Here is a 19,100-nt window from a genome sequence, read left to right as displayed (position 1 = left end):
ATAGGCGATCATGGGCTTCAAATGCGGAATCGTCGGCCTGCCGAATGTCGGCAAGTCGACCCTCTTCAACGCGCTGACGCAGACGGCGGCGGCGCAGGCCGCGAACTACCCGTTCTGCACCATCGAGCCGAATGTCGGCGACGTCGCGGTGCCGGACGAGCGGCTAGAGAAGCTCGCGGGCATCGCCGGCTCCAAGGAGATCATCCCGACGCGGCTCACCTTCGTCGACATCGCCGGCCTCGTGCGCGGCGCTTCGCGCGGCGAGGGTCTCGGCAACCAGTTCCTCGCCAACATCCGCGAATGCGACGCCATCGCCCATGTCGTGCGCTGCTTCGAGGATGGCGACATTACCCATGTCGAGGGCAAGATCTCGCCGATCGACGACATCGAGACGATCGAAACCGAGCTGATGCTGGCCGATCTCGAAAGCCTGGAGAAGCGCGTCCAGCCGCTCGAGAAAAAGGCGAAGTCCGGCGACAAGGAGGCCAAGGAACTGGCCGATCTGATGAATCGCTGCCTCGTGCTGCTGCGGGACGGCAAGCCGGCCCGCCTCGTCCAGGTCGCGGCCGACGAGCGTCGCACCTTCGAGCTTCTCGGCCTGCTCTCTTCCAAGCCCGTGCTCTATGTCTGCAATGTCGAGGAGGCGAGCGCCGACAAGGGCAATCATTTCTCCGAACTGGTGAAGGCGCGCGCGGCCGAGGAAGGCGCCGTCGCCGTCGTCGTCTCCGCCAAGATCGAGAGCGAGATCGCGGTGCTGCCGCCCGAGGAGCAGACGGATTACCTCGAAGCGGTCGGCCTCGACGAGCCCGGCCTCAACCGCGTAATCCGCGCCGGCTACAAGCTGCTCAACCTCGTGACCTATTTCACCGTGGGCCCGAAGGAAGCCCGCGCCTGGACGATCGAGCAAGGCACCAAGGGGCCGCAGGCGGCCGGCGTGATCCATACCGATTTCGAGAAGGGCTATATCCGCGCCGAGACCATCGCCTATGACGACTATGTCGCCAACAAGGGCGAGGCCGGCGCGCGCGAGGCCGGCAAGTTCCGGCTCGAAGGCAAGGAATACGTCGTCGCCGACGGCGACGTACTGCATTTCCGCTTCGCGAACTGAGGCGCGAGCAGGGGGCCGGCCGATGCTGCAGTTCGAGGATTTCGTCGTCGGCGAAAGCGTCCATACGCGCGGCATCGCCGTCTCGCAGGACGACATCATCGCCTTCGCCTCGCGCTACGATGCGCAGGATTTCCACACCGACCCGGAAGCGGCGAAGGCGAGCTTCGTCGGCCGGCTGATCGGCTCGGGCTGGCATAGCTGCGCGCTGCTGATGCGGCTGATCGCGGAGGACTTCCTGCTCGGCTCGACCGCGATGGGCGCGCCGGGCATCGACGAGGTGAAATGGCTCAGGCCCGTCTTCCCCGGCGATGTCTTGAGCGCCCGGCGCACCGTGCTCGAAACCAAGGCCTCGCGCTCCCGTCCCGAGATGGGTTTGGTGCGCTTCCGCTTCGAATTGCTCAACCAGCGCGACGAGCCCGTCCTCGAACAGACCAACTGGATCATGTTCGGCCGCAGGGGTTCCGATGTCGCAGCCCAGCCCAGCGGCGACTGGCTAGCCCATGCGCCGCATTACGAACGCCCCGCCTCGGAAAGCCCGCTGATCGCGCCGGCCGAGGCCCCCGAACCGACGCGCTTCTTCGAGGAGCTGGAGATCGGCCGGCGCTACGAGCTCGGCAGCTTCGTCTTCACGCCCGACGAGATCGTCGCCTTCGCCCGCAGCTTCGACCCACAGCCCTTCCATATGGACGAGGTGGCGGCGCGCACCAGCCTCTTCGGCCAGCTCGCGGCCTCGGGCTGGCATACGGCGGCGGTCTGGATGGCGACCATGGTCTCGCATCGCAAGCGTCAGCTCGCCATGACGACTGGGCGCCCGGCGCGTCTCGGTCCCTCGCCCGGCTTCAGGAACCTGCGCTGGTCGAAGCCGGTCCTCGCCGGCGACCGCATCACCTATTTTTCCGAAGTCGCAGACAAGCGCGAAAGCGCCTCGCGCCCGCAATGGGGCCTGTTCTTCCACCGCAACACCGGCATCAACCAGCGCGGCGAAGAGGTCTTCAGCTTCGACGGCTGCGTGTTCGTCGAGCGGAAGCCGGCGTAAGCGCATCGTCTCGGTCGCGGGTCCGAAGCGCGCGGGCAGATTCCCCCGCATCGCCCCAATCGGCAATTTTGCGGCAGCCGACTTCTCAGCACTGGGCTTTCTCAGCCCCGCCGAGCGCCATTCACATTAAAGTCGCGCCAAACCTGTCATACAGCTTGACAGACAAGCAAGCTCAAACGAGAACTCACGCCCGGAAACTCCGGGCGCGATCGCGTGAAACAGGTACGCATTTCAGATCAGGTCGCCGACTACATCGTCCGGCTGATCTTCGAGGAAGGACTCGGCCCCGGCGACGCCCTGCCGAGCGAGTCGGAGCTTGCACGCCAGTTCGAAGTGAGCCGGCCGGCCGTTCGCGAGGCGACGAATGCGCTGGCCGGGCGCGGCCTCATCACCGTGTCGAGCGGGCGCAGCCCGACCGTGTTGGCCCTGGCGCAGGCGCCGTTCGCCAATTTGATGAATCATGGCCTCGCGATCGGCCAGGTCAGGATGCTGGACGTGATGAATGTGCGGCGCGGGCTCGAGGAGGTCGCGGCCGAGCTTGCCGCGCTGAACCGTAGCCCCGAGCAGGCTGCCGAGTTGGAAAGGCTGGCAGCGGCGCTCGGAGCAGCGCGCGGCGATGTCGAGACCTTCTGGCGCCTCGATATCCAGTTCCACAAGACCCTGGCCGAGGCGAGCGGCAATCATCTGCTCGCTTCATTGCTCGCCGGCATCAGCGAGGTCGCCAGCCGGTCGACCCGCAGCGGCCTCAGCCTCGCCCGCAATGCCGAGGAATGGGGCGTGATCATCGAGGTCCACCTCGAAACCGCTGCCGGCGTCGTAGCCGGCGATCCCGGACGTGCCCGCGCCGGCATGGCCGCGCATTTCGCCTCTGCCATAGGCCGCTTCGAGCGCGCACTCACCCAGAACTGAGGACCATCATGGCTGCCAATCCCGCTATCGCCTCACCGGAGGAAGCCCTGTTCGCCGAGATCAAGGCCAAGCTGTACACCGCCGTTCTCGGCGACGTGATGGACGCGATGGGGCTGACGAGCCAGTTCCTTCCGCCCGAAATCAGGGCTCTGGTGCCCGGAACCGTCATCGCCGGCAGGGCCATGACGGTTCAGGAGGCCGATTGCGCCGGCGATACCGCCGTGCGCGGCGGCGCCGAGCCCTTCGGCCTGATGTTCGAGGCTCTCGACGACCTCAAGCCCGGCGAGATCTATATCTGCACCGGCTCCTCGCCGACCTATGCGCTCTGGGGCGGCCTGATGAGCACGCGTGCCGCCAAGCTCGGCGCGGTCGGCGCCGTGCTGGACGGATATCACCGCGATACCCGCGAGATCCTGGGTCTGGGCTTCCCGATCTTTTCGGCGGGCAGCTATGCGCAGGACCAGCGTGTGCGCGGCCGCGTCATCGATTATCGCTGCCCTCTGCGCTTCGGCAATGGCTGCCGCGTCGAGAACGGAGACCTCGTCGTCGCCGATATCGATGGTGTCGTCATCGTCCCGGCCAGGCACGAAAAGGACGTTCTGGCGGCGGCTTTCGACAAGGTGCGCGGCGAGAACGATGTCCGGGACATGATCCTGGCGGGCGAGACGACGACCGCGATCTTCGCCAAGACCGGAATCATGTGAGCGGGCACCGCGAACGGACAGAATCAAAAGAGGAACGCCCACAGATATGACGACGACAGACGCTTCCACGCCGGCGGCGACCGAGGCCGGCCGGGCGAATCTCGGCAAGGCCGTGACCGCCGCGACGGTCGGCACGGTGATCGAATGGTACGATTACGCGCTCTACGGCGCTGCCTCGGGCGTGATCATCAACAAGCTGTTCTTTCCAAACCTCTCGCCGACGACCGGCGTGCTGGCCGCCTTCGCGACCTTCGCGGTCGGCTATTTCGCGCGCCCCGTCGGCGGCATCGTCATCTCGCATATCGGCGACACGTTCGGCCGCAAGCCGGCCCTGATCCTGACCATCACCCTGATGGGTCTGGCGACCGTGCTGATGGGCCTGCTGCCGACCTATGAAAGCATCGGCCTTGCAGCACCGATCCTGCTCGTGCTCATGCGCCTGATCCAGGGCTTCGGTGCGGGCGCGGAGCTCGCCGGCGCCATCGTCCTCGTCGCGGAATACGCGCCGCCCAGCAAGCGCGCCTTCTACACCGGGCTGCCCAATGCCGCGACGCTCGTCGGCATCATGCTGGCGACGCTCTCTTTCCTGCTGATCTCCTATCTGCCCGAGGATGTGCTGCTGGGCTGGGCCTGGCGCGTTCCCTTCCTGATCTCGGGTGCGCTGTTCCTGGTCGCGTTCTATATCCGCAAGCATCTCGACGAGACGCCGGAATATGTCGCGGCGATGGCCCGCGCCGAGGCGAAGCGCCATGAGCAGCGCGTGCCGCTCGGCGAGCTCTTCCGCAACAGCCCGCGCGAGGTCCTGTTCGGCTTCCTGAGCGTCACCGGCCACAATGCCAACGCCTATATCCTGAGCGCCTTCTCGCTCAGCTACATGATCAACACGGTCGGCATGTCCCGCACCGAGGGCCTGGTCGCCGTCACCATCGGCTCGCTGTTCGGCATCGCCGGCGTGCCGATCATGGGGGCGCTGGCCGATCGCATCGGCAGCGCCAAGGTTTATGCCGGCGGGGCTCTGTTCGTGCTCCTCCTGGCCTATCCGCTGTTCTGGATGTTCGACACGCATAGCGTGGTCTGGTCCACGGTGGGCATCGGCCTGGGCTACGGCATCGGCTTCGGGGCGATGGCGGGCGCGCAGGGCGCGTTCCTGGCGAACCTGTTCCCGACGCGCTATCGCTTTTCCGGTCTCGCCATGTCGCGTGAGCTCAACGGCGTGCTCGTCGCGGGCCCCACGCCGTTGATCGCGGCATCGCTGGTCGCAGCCGCCGGCGGCAAGCCGACCCTGGTGGCCGCCTATCTGATGGCCTGCTGCGCCCTGACGATCATCGCGGTCCTGGTGATCAAGCATCGCTCGATCCACGATTGAGCCCCAACGCCCCGCACGGGCTCGGCTTGCGCGAGCTCGTGCGGATGCTCCGGCTTTGCGAAAGCCGCCGCGCCTTCAGCCGACCTTGCCGTAGCCCGCGAATTTCGCCGAGACCCGCGCCATCTCCTCGGTGTCGAGGATGACCGGCTCGAGCCCCGCGGCGAGGATGTCGAGATACTGCCCGGAGAGGTTCTCGACCTCGGCGACGATCTGATGCGCGCCGGCAAGCGAGCCGCCGAGCGCGATGACGCCGTGATTGGCGAGCAGCACGGCCTTGCGACCCTCCAGCGCCTGCACCGCATTGGTGGCAAGCTCGGGCGTGCCGAAGGTCGCATAATCGGCGCAACGCACATCCGCCCCGCCGCAGAGCGCGATCATGTAGTGGAAGGCCGGAATGCCGCGCCGCGTGCAGGAGAGCGCCGTCGCGCGCGGCGAATGGGTGTGCACGATCGCCTGCGCATCCGGCCGCGCCTTGTAGATCTCGACATGGAACGGCCATTCCGAGGACGGCTTGCGCGCGCCCGAAAGCACCGCACCGTCGAGCGAAAGATGGATCAGATCCTCCGGCTTGGTCTGTGCATAGGGCAGCCCGGACGGCGTGATCAGCAAACCGCCTTCGAAGCGCGCCGAGACATTGCCGGATTTCGAGGGGCAAAAACCCGCACGGTCGATCGCCTGCGCGACCGCGACGATCTCTGCCCGCAACGCCTGCTCGTTCATGCCGCCGCTCCACACGCCAGATCCGGGAACAGCCCCGCCAGCCCCTCGCTGCTCGCGGCGCAGACCCCACGCTCGGTGATCAGCCCCGTCACCAGCCGCGCCGGCGTGACGTCGAAGGCCGGGTTCGCCACCGCGCTGCCCGGCGCCACGACCCTGACCGCCCTCACCTCGCCATCCTCCGCCAGCCCGGCGAGATGCGTGACCTCGCGACCGGCGCGCTCCTCGATCGGAATATCGCGCAGGCCGTCGCGAATGCTCCAGTCGATCGTCGGCGAGGGCAGCGCGACATAGAACGGCACGCCGTTGTCATGCGCCGCCAGCGCCTTGAGATAGGTGCCGATCTTGTTGGCGACATCGCCGGCGGCCGTGGTGCGATCCGTCCCGACGATGACGAGATCGACCTGCCCCCGCTGCATCAGATGGCCGCCGGCATTGTCGGTGATCACGGTATGCGGCACGCCATGGGCGCCGAGCTCATAGGCCGTCAGCGCCGCGCCCTGGTTGCGCGGGCGCGTCTCATCGACCCAGACATGGACCGGAATGCCGGCATCATGGGCCAGATAGATCGGCGCCAGCGCCGTGCCCCAGTCCACCGTGGCGATCCAGCCGGCATTGCAATGGGTCAGGATATTGACGGGCTGGCCCGCCGGCTTGCGCGCCGCGATCTCGCGGACCAACGGCAAGCCGTGCCCGCCAATGGCGCGGCAGAGCGCGACATCCTCGTCGCAGATCGCAGCCGCCTCGCCATAAGCTGCTTCGACGCGGGCGGCCGGAGCGAGCGGCGTCACCACGCGCCGCATGCGTGCGAGCGCCCAGCGCAGATTGACCGCCGTCGGGCGCGTGGCGCCAAGGAGGGCCAACGCCGCGTCCAGAGCCGTGTCGGACGCGTCGGCCCGCATCGCCAGCGCCACGCCATAGGCGGCCGTTGCGCCGATCAGCGGCGCGCCGCGCACCACCATGTTGCGGATCGCGTCGGCTGCCTGTTCCGACGAACCGAGCGCCACCGTCTCGAAGCGGAAAGGCAGCCGCGTCTGGTCGATGACGACGACGCGCCAGCCGTCCTGTGCGAGCCAGATCGTCCGGTAATGCTGGCCATTGATCTTCATTGTCTGCGCTCAATGCCCGCTGAAGGAGACCAGCGTCCGGACCGGCACGCCGAGCCGGCGGATCTTGTCGGCCCCGCCGAGCTCCGGCAGGTCGACGATGAAGCACGCCGCCACCACCTCGGCGCCGAGCCTCGTCAGGAGATTGACCGCGCCTTCCGCCGTGCCGCCAGTCGCGATCAGATCGTCGACGAGCAAGACGCGCTCGCCCGGCTGCACCGCGTCGCGATGCACCTCGATCTCATCGGTGCCGTATTCGAGCGCATAGGTCACGCGCAGCGTCTCGCCCGGCAGCTTGCCCTTCTTGCGCACCGGGATGAAGCCGGCCGAAAGCTGATGCGCCACCGCGCCGCCGAGGATGAAGCCCCGCGCCTCGATGCCGGCGATCTTGGCGATCTTCAAGCCCGCGAAGGGCTGTACCAGCTCGTCCACAGCGCGCCGGAAGGCACGCGCATCGCCGAGCAGCGTGGTGATGTCGCGAAAGATGATGCCGGGCCGCGGATAATCCGGGATGGCACGGATCGTGTCGGCGAGATTCATGGGCGGCATCCCGGGCGCGTGGTCGAGCGCCTTGGTCGGACGCCCGGCCCGCTTCGTCAAGGGTGCGGCCATCACGCGCTCTTGAGCACCCGCCCGGCGACGGCGTCGAGCTTGGCCAGCAGGGCCGGATCGCGGAAGGCAGGCGCGGTGATGATCGCGTTGTCGAGGGCGTTGTGCGAGCCGGCAGGACAAGGCTCGCGCTCGGCCGGGAAGTCCGCGGCCAGGCGAGCGACGAGGCGGCGCGCCTTGTCGGCGTTCTCATGCAGCACCGCGACGACGGAGGCGACGTCGACCGCGCCATGCAGCTCGTGCCAGCAATCGTAATCCGTCACCATCGCGACGGTGGCGTAGGTGATCTCGGCCTCGCGCGCGAGCTTGGCCTCGGGCATCGCCGTCATGCCGATCAGGTCATAGCCGAGCCCGCGATAGGTCATCGATTCGGCATAGGTCGAGAATTGCGGCCCTTCCATCGTCACCAGCGTGCCGCCCCGCACGAAGGGCAGTTCCTCCGCTTCAGCCGCCTCGGCGAGCCGGTTCTGCAGGCCGGGCCCCACCGGATGGGCGACGGAGACATGGGCGACGCAGCCCTTGCCGAAGAAGGAACTCTCGCGCCGGCTCGTGCGGTCGACGAACTGGTCGACCAGCACGAAGAGCCCCGGATAGAGCTCGGCCTTGTAGGAGCCGCAAGCCGAGAGCGAGACGAGATCGGTCACGCCCGCCCGCTTCAGTACGTCGATATTGGCGCGGTAGTTGATGTCGGAGGGAGAGAGCGCATGGCCTCGCCCGTGCCGCGGCAGGAAGACGATCTTCGTCGAGCCGATCCGGCCGATCCGCAGCGCATCCGAAGGCTCGCCCCAGGGGCTCTCGATCCGCTCCTCGCGGATGTCGGTCAGGCCCGGCAGATCGTAGATGCCCGATCCGCCGATGATTCCGAGTACGGCTTCGCTCATGAATGCGTCCCTCAAACATCGGCCGAAAGGTGGAAGCCACTTTTCGGGGGAATCCGATGCGGTAACAAATAGGTCGATCGCCGTTGCCGCGTCCGACAGGACGCGCGGCGTTCCGGTGCGGGCGCGGAAGGGATCACCTTTCGATGACGCTCGCAATACAGGACCAGCCAGATGGGTGGAAACGGAGGTCCCAAAAGAAAAAGGCCCCGCCGAGCGGAGCCTTTTCCAGAAGGATGTCCTGTTGCCTCAATGGGCGGGCGAGCCATCCGGCATGCGCGACCAGATCTTCTTCTTGCTGAAGTAGAGCAGGAAGGCGAGGATCACGAGGAAGGGCATGAACCACAGCGCGATGCGCTTGCGCTGCTCCATATGGGGCTCCGCCATCCAGACCATGAAGGCGGCGACGTCGCGCGCGTACTGGTCGACCGTCTCGGGCACTTGCGGCTTGCCGTCCGCGCCCTTCGGATATTCGACCTGGCCATCCGAAAGCGGCTTCGGCATCGCGATCAGGTGGCCGGGCATGTATTCGTTGTAGTTCTGCCCGGGCAGGAGGGCCTGGAAGCCGGCGGGCGGCTCCTTGTAGCCGACCATCAGGGCGTGGATGTAGTCCGGCCCCTGCTCCTGATACTGGGTGAAGATGTCGAAGATGAAGCGCGGGAAGCCGCGCTCATAGGTGCGCGCCTTGGCCAGAACCGAGAAGTCCGGCGGATAGGCGCCGCCCTGGGCCGCACGGGCCGCCTGCTCGTTCGGGAAGGGCGAGGGGAAGCGATCCGCCGGGCGGCCCGGCCGGTCGAACATCTCGCCCGTCTCGTTCGGGCCGTCCTTGATCTGGTAGGTCGCCGCGAGCGCCGCGACCTGGCCGGGCGTGAATTCGGGGCCGCCGGGCTCCGACAGGTTGCGGAAGGCGACGAGGCTGGCGCCGTGGCAGCTCGAGCAGACTTCCTTGTAGACCTTGAAGCCGCGCTGGAGCTGCGCCCGGTCGAACTTGCCGAGCGGGCCCGAGAAGCTCCAGCTGAGCTGCGGCGGCTCGACACGACCTTCCGCCGCGCGGGCGGCCGGAAGCGACAGTGCCGTGAAGGCAAGGCCGGCGGCGAGACCCGTCAGGGCCAGACGAAACGATGTTCTGCTCATGGTTCCGTCAGCCCTTGACGTTCGGTTCGGCAGCGGTGGCGGCCGCCATGCGGACGGCCGAGCCGTTCTTGGCGGAGGCCAGCACGGAGTCGGCGATCGAGGTCGGCAGCGCCTTCGGACGCTCGAACAGGCCGACGACGAACAGCGCGACGAAGAAGCCGAAATACAGCACGGTGAAGATCTGCGAGGCGATGACGTAGCCGCCCTCCGGCGGCATCGCGCCGAGATAGCCGAGCCCGATGCAGACGATGACCCAGGCCCAGAACAGCTGGCGCGCGATCGGCCGGTAGTTCATCGACTTGACCTTGGAGGTGTCGAGCCAGGGCAGGAAGGCGAGCACCACGATGGCCGAGCCCATGGCGAGGACGCCGCCGAGCTTGTCGGGGATGGCGCGCAGGATCGCGTAGAACGGCAGGAAGTACCATTCGGGCACGATATGCGCCGGCGTCGCGGCTGGGTTCGCCTGGATGTAGTTGTCGGCGTGGCCCATGAAATTCGGCTGATAGAACACGAACCAGCCGAACACGATCATGAACACGACCATGCCGAACACGTCCTTGATGGTCGCATAAGGCGTGAACGGAACGGTGTCCTTCTCGACGTTCTTCACCTCGACGCCGGTCGGGTTGTTCTGTCCGACGACGTGCAGCGCCCAGATGTGCAGCCCGACGACGCCGAAGATCATGAACGGCAGCAGGTAGTGCAGCGAGAAGAAGCGGTTCAGCGTCGGGTTGTCGACCGAGTAGCCGCCCCAGAGATAGGTCACGATCGTCTCGCCGACCACCGGCAGGGCCGAGAACAGGTTGGTGATGACGGTCGCGCCCCAGAAGGACATCTGGCCCCAGGGCAGCACGTAGCCCATGAAGGCCGTGGCCATCATCAAAAGGAAGATGACGACGCCGAGGATCCAGAGCACCTCGCGCGGGGCCTTGTACGAGCCGTAATAGATGCCGCGGAAGATATGCACATAGACCGCGACGAAGAACATCGAGGCGCCGTTGGAGTGCAGGTAGCGCAGCAGCCATCCGTAGTTCACGTCGCGCATGATGTGCTCGACGGAGTTGAAGGCCATCGTCGCATGCGGCGTGTAGTGCATCACCAGGATGACGCCGGTGATGATCTGCGCCACCAGCATGAACACCAGGATGCCGCCGAAGGTCCACAGGTAGTTCAGGTTGCGCGGAACCGGGTAGGACACCGCCGAATCATGAGCCAGCCGGATGATCGGCAGGCGCGCATCGAGCCAGCGTTCGATGCCGGTCTTCGGAACGTATGAACTGTGACCACTCATGAAGAATGCCTCAAGGCTGTCTCAATCTGTCGGGAAAGCGTCGAGCGCATCGCTCAGCCGATCTTGATCTTGGTGTCCGCCGTGAAGGCATAGGGCGGAACCGGCAGGTTGAGCGGTGCCGGGCCCTTGCGAATGCGGCCGGAGGAATCGTAGTGCGAGCCATGGCAGGGGCAGAACCAGCCGTCGAAATCGCCCTTCGACTCGCCCGGAGCGGTGCCGAGCGGAATGCAGCCGAGATGGGTGCAGTTGCCGAAGACGATGAGATACTGCTCGTGGCCGGCCTTGGTGCGCTGCTGGTCGGTCTGCGGATCGCGCAGCGTGCTGACGTCGACGGCAAGCGCCTCGTCGATCTCCTTCTTGGTGCGGTGGCGCACGAAGATGGGCTTGCCGCGCCAGAAGATCTTGATCGCCTGGCCAGCCGCGATCGGCGCCAGATCGACGTCCACCGGCGCGCCGGCCGCGATGGTCTGGGCGTCGGGCGCGAGCTGGCTGATCAGCGGAACGACGATGGAGCCGGCCGCGACCGCGCCGGCGGCGCCGGTCGCGAGCAGCAGGAAGTCGCGGCGGGTTGTTCCGGTCGATGTATCGGTCGCGTGCGCCACGATCCAATCCCTCATACGTCTTGCGAGCTGGAACAGCTCGAAATTGTCGCCTGTCGCCCTCATAGGGGCGCGTCGCAACCTCCGCAATGCGGCGGTGCGTCACCTTGGGCTCTTTGACATGCAGATTTGACGAAGTCTACTGTCGCGAGCGTCCCGTCAGCGCATGGCGCACAGGCGGCTGGCGAGGGCTCAGACCGCGAGCTTCTCCGGATCGGCTGCGGCCAGGAATCCGCCGGACTGGCGGGCCCAGAGCCGGGCATAGAGCCCACCACGCGCGATCAGCTCCTCATGGCTGCCGGTATCGACGATCCGGCCCTTGTCGAGCACGATCAGGCGGTCGAGCGCCGCGATGGTCGAGAGCCGGTGCGCGATCGCGATCACCGTCTTGCCCTGCATCAGCGCCGCCAGCTGCTGCTGGATCGCCGCCTCGACCTCCGAATCGAGCGCCGAAGTCGCCTCGTCGAGGATCAGGATCGGCGCATCCTTCAGCAGTACGCGGGCAATCGCGATGCGCTGGCGCTGGCCGCCGGAGAGCTTCACCCCGCGCTCGCCGACACGCGAATCGAAGCCCTTGCGGCCGTCCTGGTCGTGCAGGCCGACGATGAAGTCGTGCGCCTCGGCCTGCGTCGCTGCGGTCGCGATCTCGGCCTCGCCCGCGCCGATGCGGCCATAGGCGATGTTGTCGCCGATCGAGCGATGCAGCAGCGAATTGTCCTGCGTCACCATGCCGATCTGGGCCCGCAGCGAATCCTGCGTGACATGGGCGATGTCCTGCCCGTCGATCAGGATGCGCCCGCCCTCGAGCGGGTAGAGCCTGAGCAGAAGGTTCACCAGGGTCGACTTGCCCGCGCCGGAGGGTCCGACCAGCCCGACGCGCTCGCCGGGCTTGATCGACAGGTCGAGCCCGTCGAACAGCCCGTCCCCCTTGCCGTAGTTGAAGCGGATCTTGTCGAAGCGGATCGCCCCTTCGTCGATCACCAGCGGCACGGCGCCGGGTGCATCCGGCAGGTCGTGCGGCTTGGCGATCGTCTCCATGCTCTCCTGCACCGAGCCGATATTCTCGAAGATGCCGCGCACGAGATGGATCAGCCAGCTCGACATCTGCACGAGGCGCAGCACCAGGCCGATGGCCGCCGCGACCGCGCCGGGCGTCATCTCGCCATGGCTCCACAACCAGAGCGCCAGCCACGCCGTCGCCACGACGAGCAGGCTGTTCATCGCCTGCAGGATGACACTGACGCCCGTGATCAGGCGCGAGAGATTGAGGAAGGATTCGTTCCACCACCCGAGCGATTCGCGCACCGCCGAGCGCTCGGCATCGGCCCGCGCGAACAGCTTCACCGTCAGGATGTTGGTATAGGAATCGACGATGCGCCCGGTCGTGCTGGAGCGGCCGAGCGAATTCGCCTCCGAGCGCTTCTTGGCCCGTGGCACGAAATAGACCAGCAGCGCGACATAGGCACCGAGCCAGGCGACGACCGGCAGCGCCAGCCACAGGCTGGTCTTGCCGAAGAAGCCGATCGCGACCGAAGCGAAGACGAGCGCGTACCAGAGATCGTCGATGACCTCGATGGTCGCGCCGCGGATCGACTGCCCGGCCTGGATGACGCGGGCCGAGAGCCGCCCGGCGAAATCGTTCTGGAAATAGGAAAGCGCGTGGCCGAGCGTGTAGACATGGTTGCGCCAGCGGATCTGGTTGGTGATCTGCGGCACCACAACCTGGTCGACGATGGCGTGGTTGGCGAAATAGATCAGCGGCCGGACCACGATGAGCAGGAAGGCCGCGCCCGCGAGCACCCAGCCATGGTCGCGGAAGATCGTCTCGGGCGACTGGGTCGAGAGCAGGTCGACGAACCAGCCGACCATCAGATACATCGCCGCCTCGATGCCGCTGAAGCCGAGGCCGGTGATCATGATCACCGCCATCCAGCCCTTCACGCCCCTGATGTGATGCCACATGAACGGCCAGACGCCGCGCGGCGGCGTCTCCCGCTCGTCGAAGGGAGCGAAGACGTCGATGCGACTCTCGAGCCAGCGGAAAAGCGATGCGAACATGAACCGCCCTCCTCTGGGTCGATATCGCGGCGAAATTCAGAGCGAGATATGGGTTCGATTCAGACCGAAGACCACCCTGCTTGACGCATGTCGGCCCGCCAGCCCATGACAGCAGCCCGATGACAGCCATTGTTCTCCGCCTCGCGCTCTTCCAGCCGGACATTCCGCAGAACGCCGGCACGATGATCCGCATGGCGGCCTGTCTCGGCCTCGCCGTCGATATCGTCGAGCCGGCGGCATTCGATGTCTCGGACCGACATTTCCGCCGCTCGGGCATGGACTATCTCGAGCGCGCCACCGTGGCGCGCCATGATTCCTTCCGGGCCTTCGAAGAATGGCGCCGGGCGGAAGGACGCCGGCTCGTGCTGGCCGAGACGGATGGCGATGTCGCCCTGCCGGATTTCGCCTTCCGGCCGAACGACATCGTCATGGTCGGGCGCGAATCCGCCGGCGTGACGCCTGAGGTGCGCGAGGCGGCGCAGGCGAGCCTGCATATCCCGATGCGCCCCGGTTTGCGCTCGATCAATGTCGCGCTGGCCGCCGCGATGGTAATGGGCGAGGCATTGCGACAGACAGGCGGCTTTCCCGGCCGCGCAGAAGCCAACCGGACCGATCATGAGCACGCGCCGCCCCGCTGAAACCTCCGCTCCCGTCGATGCTGCCGCCGTCGCCGCGCTGAAGCCACGCGTGGCGGCCTGGTTCGCGGATCTGCGCGACCAGATCTGCGCCGCCTTCGAGCAGATCGAGGACGAGGCCGCCGGTCCCTTCGCGCCCGAGGCCGATGCCACGCCCGGCCGCTTCGCCCGCAAGCCCTGGCAGCGCACCAATCACGACGGCGCGCCGGGCGGCGGCGGCGTGATGTCGATCATGAAGGGCCGCGTCTTCGAGAAGGTCGGCGTCCATGTCTCGACGGTGCATGGCAGCTTCCATCCCGACTTCGCCGCGCAGATTCCCGGCGCTGCGGACGATCCGCGCTTCCACGCCACGGGCATCTCGCTGATCGCCCACCCCTGGAACCCGAACGCCCCGACCGTCCACATGAACACGCGTTTCGTGGTGACGACGCGGCCTTGGTTCGGCGGCGGCGCCGATCTGACGCCGGTGCTCGACGCCCGCCGCACGCAGGACGATCCCGACAGCCGCGACTTCCACGCGGCGATGCGCCGGCCCTGCGATCGCTTCCCGAAGGTCGCGGATTATCAGAACTTCAAGGAGTGGTGCGACGAGTACTTCTTCCTGAAGCACCGCAACGAACCGCGCGGCATCGGCGGCATCTTCTACGATTATGTCTGGACCGGGGATGCCGAAGCCGACTTTGCCTTCACCCGCGCCGTCGGCGAGGCGTTTCTCGACATCTATCCGAACGTCCTGTGCCGCAACATCGGCAAGCCCTGGACCGAGGCGCAGCGCCATGAGCAGCAGGTCCGGCGCGGCCGCTATGTCGAGTTCAACCTGCTCTATGACCGCGGCACGATCTTCGGCCTGAAGACCGGCGGCAACGTCGATTCCATCCTGTCCTCGATGCCGCCGACGGTGCGCTGGCCGTAAGGCGCGCAGCCTCGCCAAGCGGGGCATGGGGGAACCGGCGCTTACCGGGCTGACCTTACGATCTCTCCGACAAACCCCATCTGCTCATCCATGCCGGCCGGGCAGCCGGCCTCGATCCAGCCCCGGCGGGCTGCTTCCAGCAACCGTCCGACACGAGGCCCGGGCGGGACGCCAAGCGCGACGACGTCCTTGCCCGTCGGCAGGAAGGGCGGCGTCCTGGCGAGCTCGGCGATGAGCTGCTGCACGTCATGTCCGGCCTCTTTCCCGGCCGAAGCGCTCAGCAGGACCAGTGCGGCGGCGACCGCATCGCTCCCCGTGCTTTGAGCGGCATGGCGCAGCGAGACGACGGGAGGCAGGCCCGGCTGCCCGCCGAGGCTTTCCAGCGCGGCGGCGATTCGCTCGATCCGGTCGAACTCCTCGTTGGACAGCCTCAATCGCTCGCGCAGCCTTACGGCGTCCTCGCTCACCGCGACCGACAGCGCCGCCAGCCGGAACGCCGGATGGACACCTTCGCCGCCATCCCCGGCCACAGCCGCGAAACGGGAGAGATGCGGCACCCCGCCGATCACCGGCATCAGCAGCCCGGCCCCCGCCATCGCCTGCAAGGTGGCCGAGGCGCCCGGCGCGACCAGCAGCTTCATCAGCTCCGCCCGCACCCGCTCCCGCGACAGGCCCCCGAGGCCTTCGCGCCCGGCGATGCAGGCTGCGATCCCCTCGGAATCGGGGCCCCCTGCGCCATAGCGCGCATGAAAGCGAAAGAAGCGCAGGATTCGCAGGTAGTCTTCGCGAATGCGGGTCGCGGCATCGCCGATGAAGCGCACGCGGCGCGCGGCGAGGTCGGCGAGGCCTCCGCAATAATCGTGGACCCGGCCGTCCCGGTCGAGCCCGAGCGCATTGATGGTGAAGTCGCGTCGCGTCGCATCGGTGGTGAAGTCGCGGCCGAAGACGACCTTGGCCCGGCGTCCGTCGGTCTCGACATCCTGCCGCAGCGTCGTCACCTCGAAGCTCGCGCCGCCACCGACGAGCGTCACCGTGCCGTGCGCGATGCCGGTCGGCACGGCCTTGAAGCCCGCCGCCCGGCCGCGCCGGATCGTTTCCTTCGGCAGGGCGGTCGTGGCGAGATCGATATCGCTGATCGGCTCGCCGAGCAGCAGGTTGCGGATGGCACCGCCGACGATGCGGGTCTCCTCGCCCTCGCCGTTGAGCGCGGCGAGCAGGCGCGCCAGAACCGGTCGCGCCAGGAAGGCCGCGATCCTGTCCTGTGCCGGAGCGTTCATCGGAACCGGCCGGGCACGAGCACGCCATTCTCCATATGCGGCGGCTCGTAGGCGCCCTGGCTGCGCTTCGTCATGAAGCCTTCGACGGCGAGGATGCCGATCACCAGCGCGAGCCCGACGACCGCCAGCCAGAAGGCATGGCGGCTCCAGTGCTCGACATCGAAGGGGTTGCGCCGCCGGACGACGAGATAGCCCGCGAAGATGCAGAAGGGCAGGACGAAGAGCAGAACCTCTTCGATGATGGCGCGCAGCATTCTCTCGTCCTTCAGCCCGCCAGCCGCTCGTAAAGGTTACGAATGATGCCGGCGGTCGCGCCCCAGATATAGCGATCCCCGAAAGACATCGCATAGTAGGTGCGCATATGGCCCTGCCACTCGCGCCCCTCGCGCTTGTGGTTGGCGGGGTCGAGCAGGAAGGAGAGCGGGGTCTCGAAGGCCTCGTCGACCTCGTTGTGGTTGATCGTCAGCGAGAACGGTGGCTCGACCAGCGCGACCACCGGCACGATGCGGTAGCCGGTTCCCGTCAGATAGGCGTCGAGGAAGCCGAGCGTGCGGACATGCTCGCGGGCAAGCCCGATCTCCTCCTCCGTCTCGCGCAGCGCGGTCACGACGGGCGAGCCGTCGACGGCATCGACCCGTCCGCCCGGAAAGGCGACCTGCGCCGAATGGTTGCGCAAGGCCGCCGACCTCTGGGTGAGCAGCACGGTCGGCCCCGCCGCGCGCGCCACCACGCCGATCAGCACGGCGGCGGGAACCGCCCGCTCCTCGTCGGGAATGGGCACGGGCTGCGGCTGGTTCTCATGGTCGCCGCGCGGCCGGGCGATCACGTCGCCGAGCAGAGGCGGCTCGGGCCGCAGGCGCTCCCGCGCCAGCGCCGCGAAGGCCTCGGCGCTGAGATTGAGGGCTTTCCCTGATGTCATGAGATATCGAGGCCCTCGATCTCGCTTGCGGGCAGCGCCGGATAGAAATGCCCCGCGGCCGCGATGCCGAACATTGCCTCGCCCGCGACCTCCCGCACCTCGCCGAGCGCCAGAAGGTCATAGGTCAAGGCCCGCGTCAGCCGGGCCCAGAGCCCGCGCCGGACATGCACATAGGGCTTCAGCCCGTCCTTGGCAGCCCGCTCGAAGCGCAGGCCATGCTCCGGCCCGACGCTGAGCAGGTCGTCGACCTGCGTCCTGAAGGCCAGGGTGCGCCCGTCGCCCTCACCGTCGACCTGCATCTCCACGGCCTGGAAAGGCGCATCGTCGACCCGGATGCGGATTTTTTCGACCGGGGTCACGAGAAAGTGCTCGTCGCCCTCGCGCTTGAGAACCGAGGAGAACAGCTTCACCAGTGCCGGCCGGCCGATCGGCGTACCCAGATAGAACCAGGTGCCGTCGGCGGCGATGCGCATGTCGAGATCGCCGCAAAAGGGCGGGTTCCAGCGCTCGACAGGCGGCAGGCCGCGCGGTTTGCCGGGCGTTCCGCCCCCGAGCGCCGCCATCAGCCTTTCCATCGCATTGCCCGGCGCCGTCATCGAAAGCCCCGCCGTTTTCGTCCGCGGCATATTGGTTGCATCGTGTTTCCGCCTTGAACTCCACATAATCGTGAAGCCGAGTTTATGTGTACCGCCGCAATCGGCGCTTGAGACTGCAAAACGGCCCGTCCACATTCAACGGTGGAACATGCCGTCGGGTTCGCGTCCTGCGATGTGCGTCCCGAAAGCAGCAAGGATGCAAGGGTGAAGGAGATCGACATGGCGGCGCAAGCCCGGGCAAACGAGAGCACTTCGCCGATCGACCTCGATACGGGCATCGTCGAGGCGGCCGAGGCCGCGCTCGGTGCCATCGGCTCGGCCCGCAAGGAGATCGGCCAGGTCATCTTCGGCCAGCAGAAGGTGGTCGATCTCTCGCTCATCACGCTGCTGGCCGGCGGCCACGGCCTGCTTGTCGGCGTGCCCGGCCTCGCCAAGACCAAGCTCGTCGAGGCGATGGGCACGGTGCTCGGCCTCTCGGCCCGGCGCGTGCAGTTCACGCCCGACCTGATGCCGTCCGACATCCTCGGCTCGGAGGTTCTCGACGAGTCGAGCGACGGCAAGCGCCATTTCCGCTTCATCAAGGGCCCGGTCTTCGCCCAGCTCCTGATGGCGGACGAAATCAACCGCGCGAGCCCTCGCACCCAGTCGGCCCTGCTGCAGGCGATGCAGGAGCACCACGTCACCGTCGCCGGCGAGCGCTACGACCTGCCCGCCCCCTTCCATGTCCTCGCCACCCAGAACCCGATCGAGCAGGAAGGCACCTATCCGCTGCCGGAAGCCCAGCTCGACCGCTTCCTGCTCGAGATCGATGTCGGCTATCCCGACCGCGAGGCCGAGCGGCGCATCCTGCTCGAGACCACCGGCGCCACCGAATACAAGCCCTCGCAGGCGATGACCGCGGAGACGCTGATGTCGATCCAGCGGCTCGTCCGCCGTCTGCCGGTCGGCGATGCCGTGGTCGATGCCATCCTCGACCTCGTCCGCTCCGCGCGTCCCGGCGAGGGCGACGCGGCCATCACCGACAAGCTCGCCTGGGGCCCCGGCCCGCGCGCCAGCCAGTCGCTGACGCTGGCCGCCCGCGCCCGCGCGCTCGTCGAGGGCCGGCTCGCCCCCTCGGTCGACGATGTCGTCGCGCTGGCCGCCCCCGTCCTCAAGCATCGTGTCGCGCTGACCTTCGCCGCGCGCGCCGATGGCGAGACCGTCGAGGGCGTGATCGGCCGCTTGGTGGAACGGCTGGGATAGGCT

General features: G+C 67.4%; 20 protein-coding genes. 8 read left to right on the top strand and 12 right to left on the bottom strand.

Annotation, left to right across the window (positions count from 1 at the left end; translation table 11 throughout):
- Positions 1-10 precede the first annotated feature (10 nt).
- The 5 genes from ychF to IED13_RS07640 all read left to right on the top strand — a co-directional run bounded on the left by ychF (position 11) and on the right by IED13_RS07640 (position 5,123).
- Complete coding sequence (gene ychF, locus IED13_RS07660) at positions 11-1,108, top strand: redox-regulated ATPase YchF (protein ID WP_038359234.1); 1,098 nt, start codon at positions 11-13, stop codon at positions 1,106-1,108.
- A 22-nt stretch (positions 1,109-1,130) separates the two neighbouring features.
- The gene (locus IED13_RS07655; protein WP_191123840.1) at positions 1,131-2,144 is read left to right on the top strand and encodes a MaoC family dehydratase; all 1,014 of its coding nucleotides are present in this window, start codon (positions 1,131-1,133) and stop codon (positions 2,142-2,144) included.
- Positions 2,145-2,357: 213 nt separating this feature from the next.
- A complete protein-coding gene (locus tag IED13_RS29190) occupies positions 2,358-3,053 on the top strand; it encodes a FadR/GntR family transcriptional regulator (protein ID WP_191123839.1) in 696 nt (231 codons plus the stop codon).
- 8 nt (positions 3,054-3,061) lie between these two features.
- On the top strand, positions 3,062-3,757 hold the full coding sequence (locus tag IED13_RS07645; protein WP_191123838.1) for an RraA family protein: 696 nt from the start codon (positions 3,062-3,064) through the stop codon (positions 3,755-3,757).
- Positions 3,758-3,803: 46 nt separating this feature from the next.
- Entirely contained in the window at positions 3,804-5,123 is a 1,320-nt protein-coding gene (locus IED13_RS07640; RefSeq protein ID WP_112762769.1) for an MFS transporter, read from the top strand.
- 75 nt (positions 5,124-5,198) lie between these two features.
- On the opposite strand, the gene IED13_RS07635 is transcribed toward IED13_RS07640, so the two are convergent.
- From IED13_RS07635 to IED13_RS07600, 8 genes are all read right to left on the bottom strand, one after another.
- A complete protein-coding gene (locus tag IED13_RS07635; protein ID WP_191123837.1) occupies positions 5,199-5,843 on the bottom strand; it encodes a class II aldolase/adducin family protein in 645 nt (214 codons plus the stop codon).
- Positions 5,840-6,949, bottom strand: coding sequence for an S-methyl-5-thioribose-1-phosphate isomerase (gene mtnA, locus IED13_RS07630; RefSeq protein WP_191123836.1), 1,110 nt, complete (start codon positions 6,947-6,949; stop codon positions 5,840-5,842). The genes IED13_RS07635 and mtnA overlap by 4 nt, the downstream gene beginning before the upstream one ends.
- Positions 6,950-6,958: 9 nt before the next feature.
- Entirely contained in the window at positions 6,959-7,495 is a 537-nt protein-coding gene (locus IED13_RS07625; RefSeq protein ID WP_038360183.1) for an adenine phosphoribosyltransferase, read from the bottom strand.
- A gap of 62 nt (positions 7,496-7,557) precedes the next feature.
- Positions 7,558-8,436, bottom strand: coding sequence for an S-methyl-5'-thioadenosine phosphorylase (locus tag IED13_RS07620; RefSeq protein WP_113252634.1), 879 nt, complete (start codon positions 8,434-8,436; stop codon positions 7,558-7,560).
- 246 nt (positions 8,437-8,682) lie between these two features.
- The gene (locus IED13_RS07615; protein ID WP_038359249.1) at positions 8,683-9,567 is read right to left on the bottom strand and encodes a cytochrome c1; all 885 of its coding nucleotides are present in this window, start codon (positions 9,565-9,567) and stop codon (positions 8,683-8,685) included.
- Between the two features lie 7 nt (positions 9,568-9,574).
- Entirely contained in the window at positions 9,575-10,858 is a 1,284-nt protein-coding gene (locus IED13_RS07610; RefSeq protein ID WP_038359251.1) for a cytochrome b, read from the bottom strand.
- 53 nt (positions 10,859-10,911) lie between these two features.
- Positions 10,912-11,460, bottom strand: coding sequence for a ubiquinol-cytochrome c reductase iron-sulfur subunit (gene petA / locus IED13_RS07605; protein ID WP_248311091.1), 549 nt, complete (start codon positions 11,458-11,460; stop codon positions 10,912-10,914).
- A 189-nt stretch (positions 11,461-11,649) separates the two neighbouring features.
- Positions 11,650-13,515 carry an ABC transporter ATP-binding protein gene (locus IED13_RS07600; RefSeq protein WP_191123835.1) on the bottom strand — a complete coding sequence of 622 codons (1,866 nt, stop codon included), beginning with the start codon at positions 13,513-13,515 and terminating at the stop codon, positions 11,650-11,652.
- A 119-nt stretch (positions 13,516-13,634) separates the two neighbouring features.
- On the opposite strand from IED13_RS07600, the gene IED13_RS07595 reads away from it, so the two are divergent.
- Together IED13_RS07595 and hemF are read left to right on the top strand one after the other, a co-directional pair.
- On the top strand, positions 13,635-14,153 hold the full coding sequence (locus IED13_RS07595; RefSeq protein WP_051987534.1) for a tRNA (cytidine(34)-2'-O)-methyltransferase: 519 nt from the start codon (positions 13,635-13,637) through the stop codon (positions 14,151-14,153).
- On the top strand, positions 14,131-15,063 hold the full coding sequence (gene hemF, locus IED13_RS07590; RefSeq protein WP_191123834.1) for an oxygen-dependent coproporphyrinogen oxidase: 933 nt from the start codon (positions 14,131-14,133) through the stop codon (positions 15,061-15,063). The genes IED13_RS07595 and hemF overlap by 23 nt, the downstream gene beginning before the upstream one ends.
- Positions 15,064-15,104: 41 nt before the next feature.
- On the opposite strand, the gene IED13_RS07585 is transcribed toward hemF, so the two are convergent.
- From IED13_RS07585 to IED13_RS07570, 4 genes are read right to left on the bottom strand one after another with little or no spacing between them, the layout of a single operon-like run.
- Positions 15,105-16,340: a CCA tRNA nucleotidyltransferase gene (locus tag IED13_RS07585; protein ID WP_191123833.1), complete on the bottom strand. Its 1,236-nt coding sequence runs from the start codon at positions 16,338-16,340 to the stop codon at positions 15,105-15,107.
- On the bottom strand, positions 16,337-16,594 hold the full coding sequence (locus IED13_RS07580; protein ID WP_038359260.1) for a DUF6111 family protein: 258 nt from the start codon (positions 16,592-16,594) through the stop codon (positions 16,337-16,339). Before IED13_RS07580 ends, IED13_RS07585 begins: the two co-directional genes overlap by 4 nt.
- A gap of 11 nt (positions 16,595-16,605) precedes the next feature.
- A complete protein-coding gene (locus IED13_RS07575; protein WP_191123832.1) occupies positions 16,606-17,259 on the bottom strand; it encodes a CoA pyrophosphatase in 654 nt (217 codons plus the stop codon).
- Positions 17,256-17,834, bottom strand: a complete 579-nt coding sequence (locus IED13_RS07570) for a DUF1285 domain-containing protein (protein ID WP_248312505.1) — start codon at positions 17,832-17,834, stop codon at positions 17,256-17,258. Before IED13_RS07570 ends, IED13_RS07575 begins: the two co-directional genes overlap by 4 nt.
- 240 nt (positions 17,835-18,074) lie before the next feature.
- On the opposite strand from IED13_RS07570, the gene IED13_RS07565 reads away from it, so the two are divergent.
- Positions 18,075-19,097: an AAA family ATPase gene (locus IED13_RS07565; protein WP_112762871.1), complete on the top strand. Its 1,023-nt coding sequence runs from the start codon at positions 18,075-18,077 to the stop codon at positions 19,095-19,097.
- Positions 19,098-19,100: the final 3 nt, after the last annotated feature.

The sequence above is a fragment of the Allobosea spartocytisi genome, from assembly GCF_014764685.1.
GTDB lineage: Bacteria > Pseudomonadota > Alphaproteobacteria > Rhizobiales > Beijerinckiaceae > Allobosea > Allobosea spartocytisi.
The sequence above is the reverse complement of the archived record's forward strand: the minus strand, read 5'-3'. Positions and strand labels throughout refer to the sequence as shown.

What these genes read in the sequence shown, in the direction of transcription:
- ychF (WP_038359234.1), top strand. Translation starts at nt 11, where the DNA reads ATGGGCTTCAAATGCGGAATCGTCGGCCTGCCGAATGTCGGCAAGTCG.
- IED13_RS07655 (WP_191123840.1), top strand. Translation starts at nt 1,131, where the DNA reads ATGCTGCAGTTCGAGGATTTCGTCGTCGGCGAAAGCGTCCATACGCGC.
- IED13_RS07645 (WP_191123838.1), top strand. Translation starts at nt 3,062, where the DNA reads ATGGCTGCCAATCCCGCTATCGCCTCACCGGAGGAAGCCCTGTTCGCC.
- IED13_RS07640 (WP_112762769.1), top strand. Translation starts at nt 3,804, where the DNA reads ATGACGACGACAGACGCTTCCACGCCGGCGGCGACCGAGGCCGGCCGG.
- IED13_RS07635 (WP_191123837.1), bottom strand. Translation starts at nt 5,843, where the DNA reads ATGAACGAGCAGGCGTTGCGGGCAGAGATCGTCGCGGTCGCGCAGGCG.
- mtnA (WP_191123836.1), bottom strand. Translation starts at nt 6,949, where the DNA reads ATGAAGATCAATGGCCAGCATTACCGGACGATCTGGCTCGCACAGGAC.
- IED13_RS07625 (WP_038360183.1), bottom strand. Translation starts at nt 7,495, where the DNA reads ATGCCGCCCATGAATCTCGCCGACACGATCCGTGCCATCCCGGATTAT.
- IED13_RS07620 (WP_113252634.1), bottom strand. Translation starts at nt 8,436, where the DNA reads ATGAGCGAAGCCGTACTCGGAATCATCGGCGGATCGGGCATCTACGAT.
- IED13_RS07615 (WP_038359249.1), bottom strand. Translation starts at nt 9,567, where the DNA reads ATGAGCAGAACATCGTTTCGTCTGGCCCTGACGGGTCTCGCCGCCGGC.
- IED13_RS07610 (WP_038359251.1), bottom strand. Translation starts at nt 10,858, where the DNA reads ATGAGTGGTCACAGTTCATACGTTCCGAAGACCGGCATCGAACGCTGG.
- IED13_RS07600 (WP_191123835.1), bottom strand. Translation starts at nt 13,515, where the DNA reads ATGTTCGCATCGCTTTTCCGCTGGCTCGAGAGTCGCATCGACGTCTTC.
- IED13_RS07595 (WP_051987534.1), top strand. Translation starts at nt 13,635, where the DNA reads ATGACAGCCATTGTTCTCCGCCTCGCGCTCTTCCAGCCGGACATTCCG.
- hemF (WP_191123834.1), top strand. Translation starts at nt 14,131, where the DNA reads ATGAGCACGCGCCGCCCCGCTGAAACCTCCGCTCCCGTCGATGCTGCC.
- IED13_RS07585 (WP_191123833.1), bottom strand. Translation starts at nt 16,340, where the DNA reads ATGAACGCTCCGGCACAGGACAGGATCGCGGCCTTCCTGGCGCGACCG.
- IED13_RS07580 (WP_038359260.1), bottom strand. Translation starts at nt 16,594, where the DNA reads ATGCTGCGCGCCATCATCGAAGAGGTTCTGCTCTTCGTCCTGCCCTTC.
- IED13_RS07575 (WP_191123832.1), bottom strand. Translation starts at nt 17,259, where the DNA reads ATGACATCAGGGAAAGCCCTCAATCTCAGCGCCGAGGCCTTCGCGGCG.
- IED13_RS07570 (WP_248312505.1), bottom strand. Translation starts at nt 17,834, where the DNA reads ATGGAAAGGCTGATGGCGGCGCTCGGGGGCGGAACGCCCGGCAAACCG.
- IED13_RS07565 (WP_112762871.1), top strand. Translation starts at nt 18,075, where the DNA reads ATGGCGGCGCAAGCCCGGGCAAACGAGAGCACTTCGCCGATCGACCTC.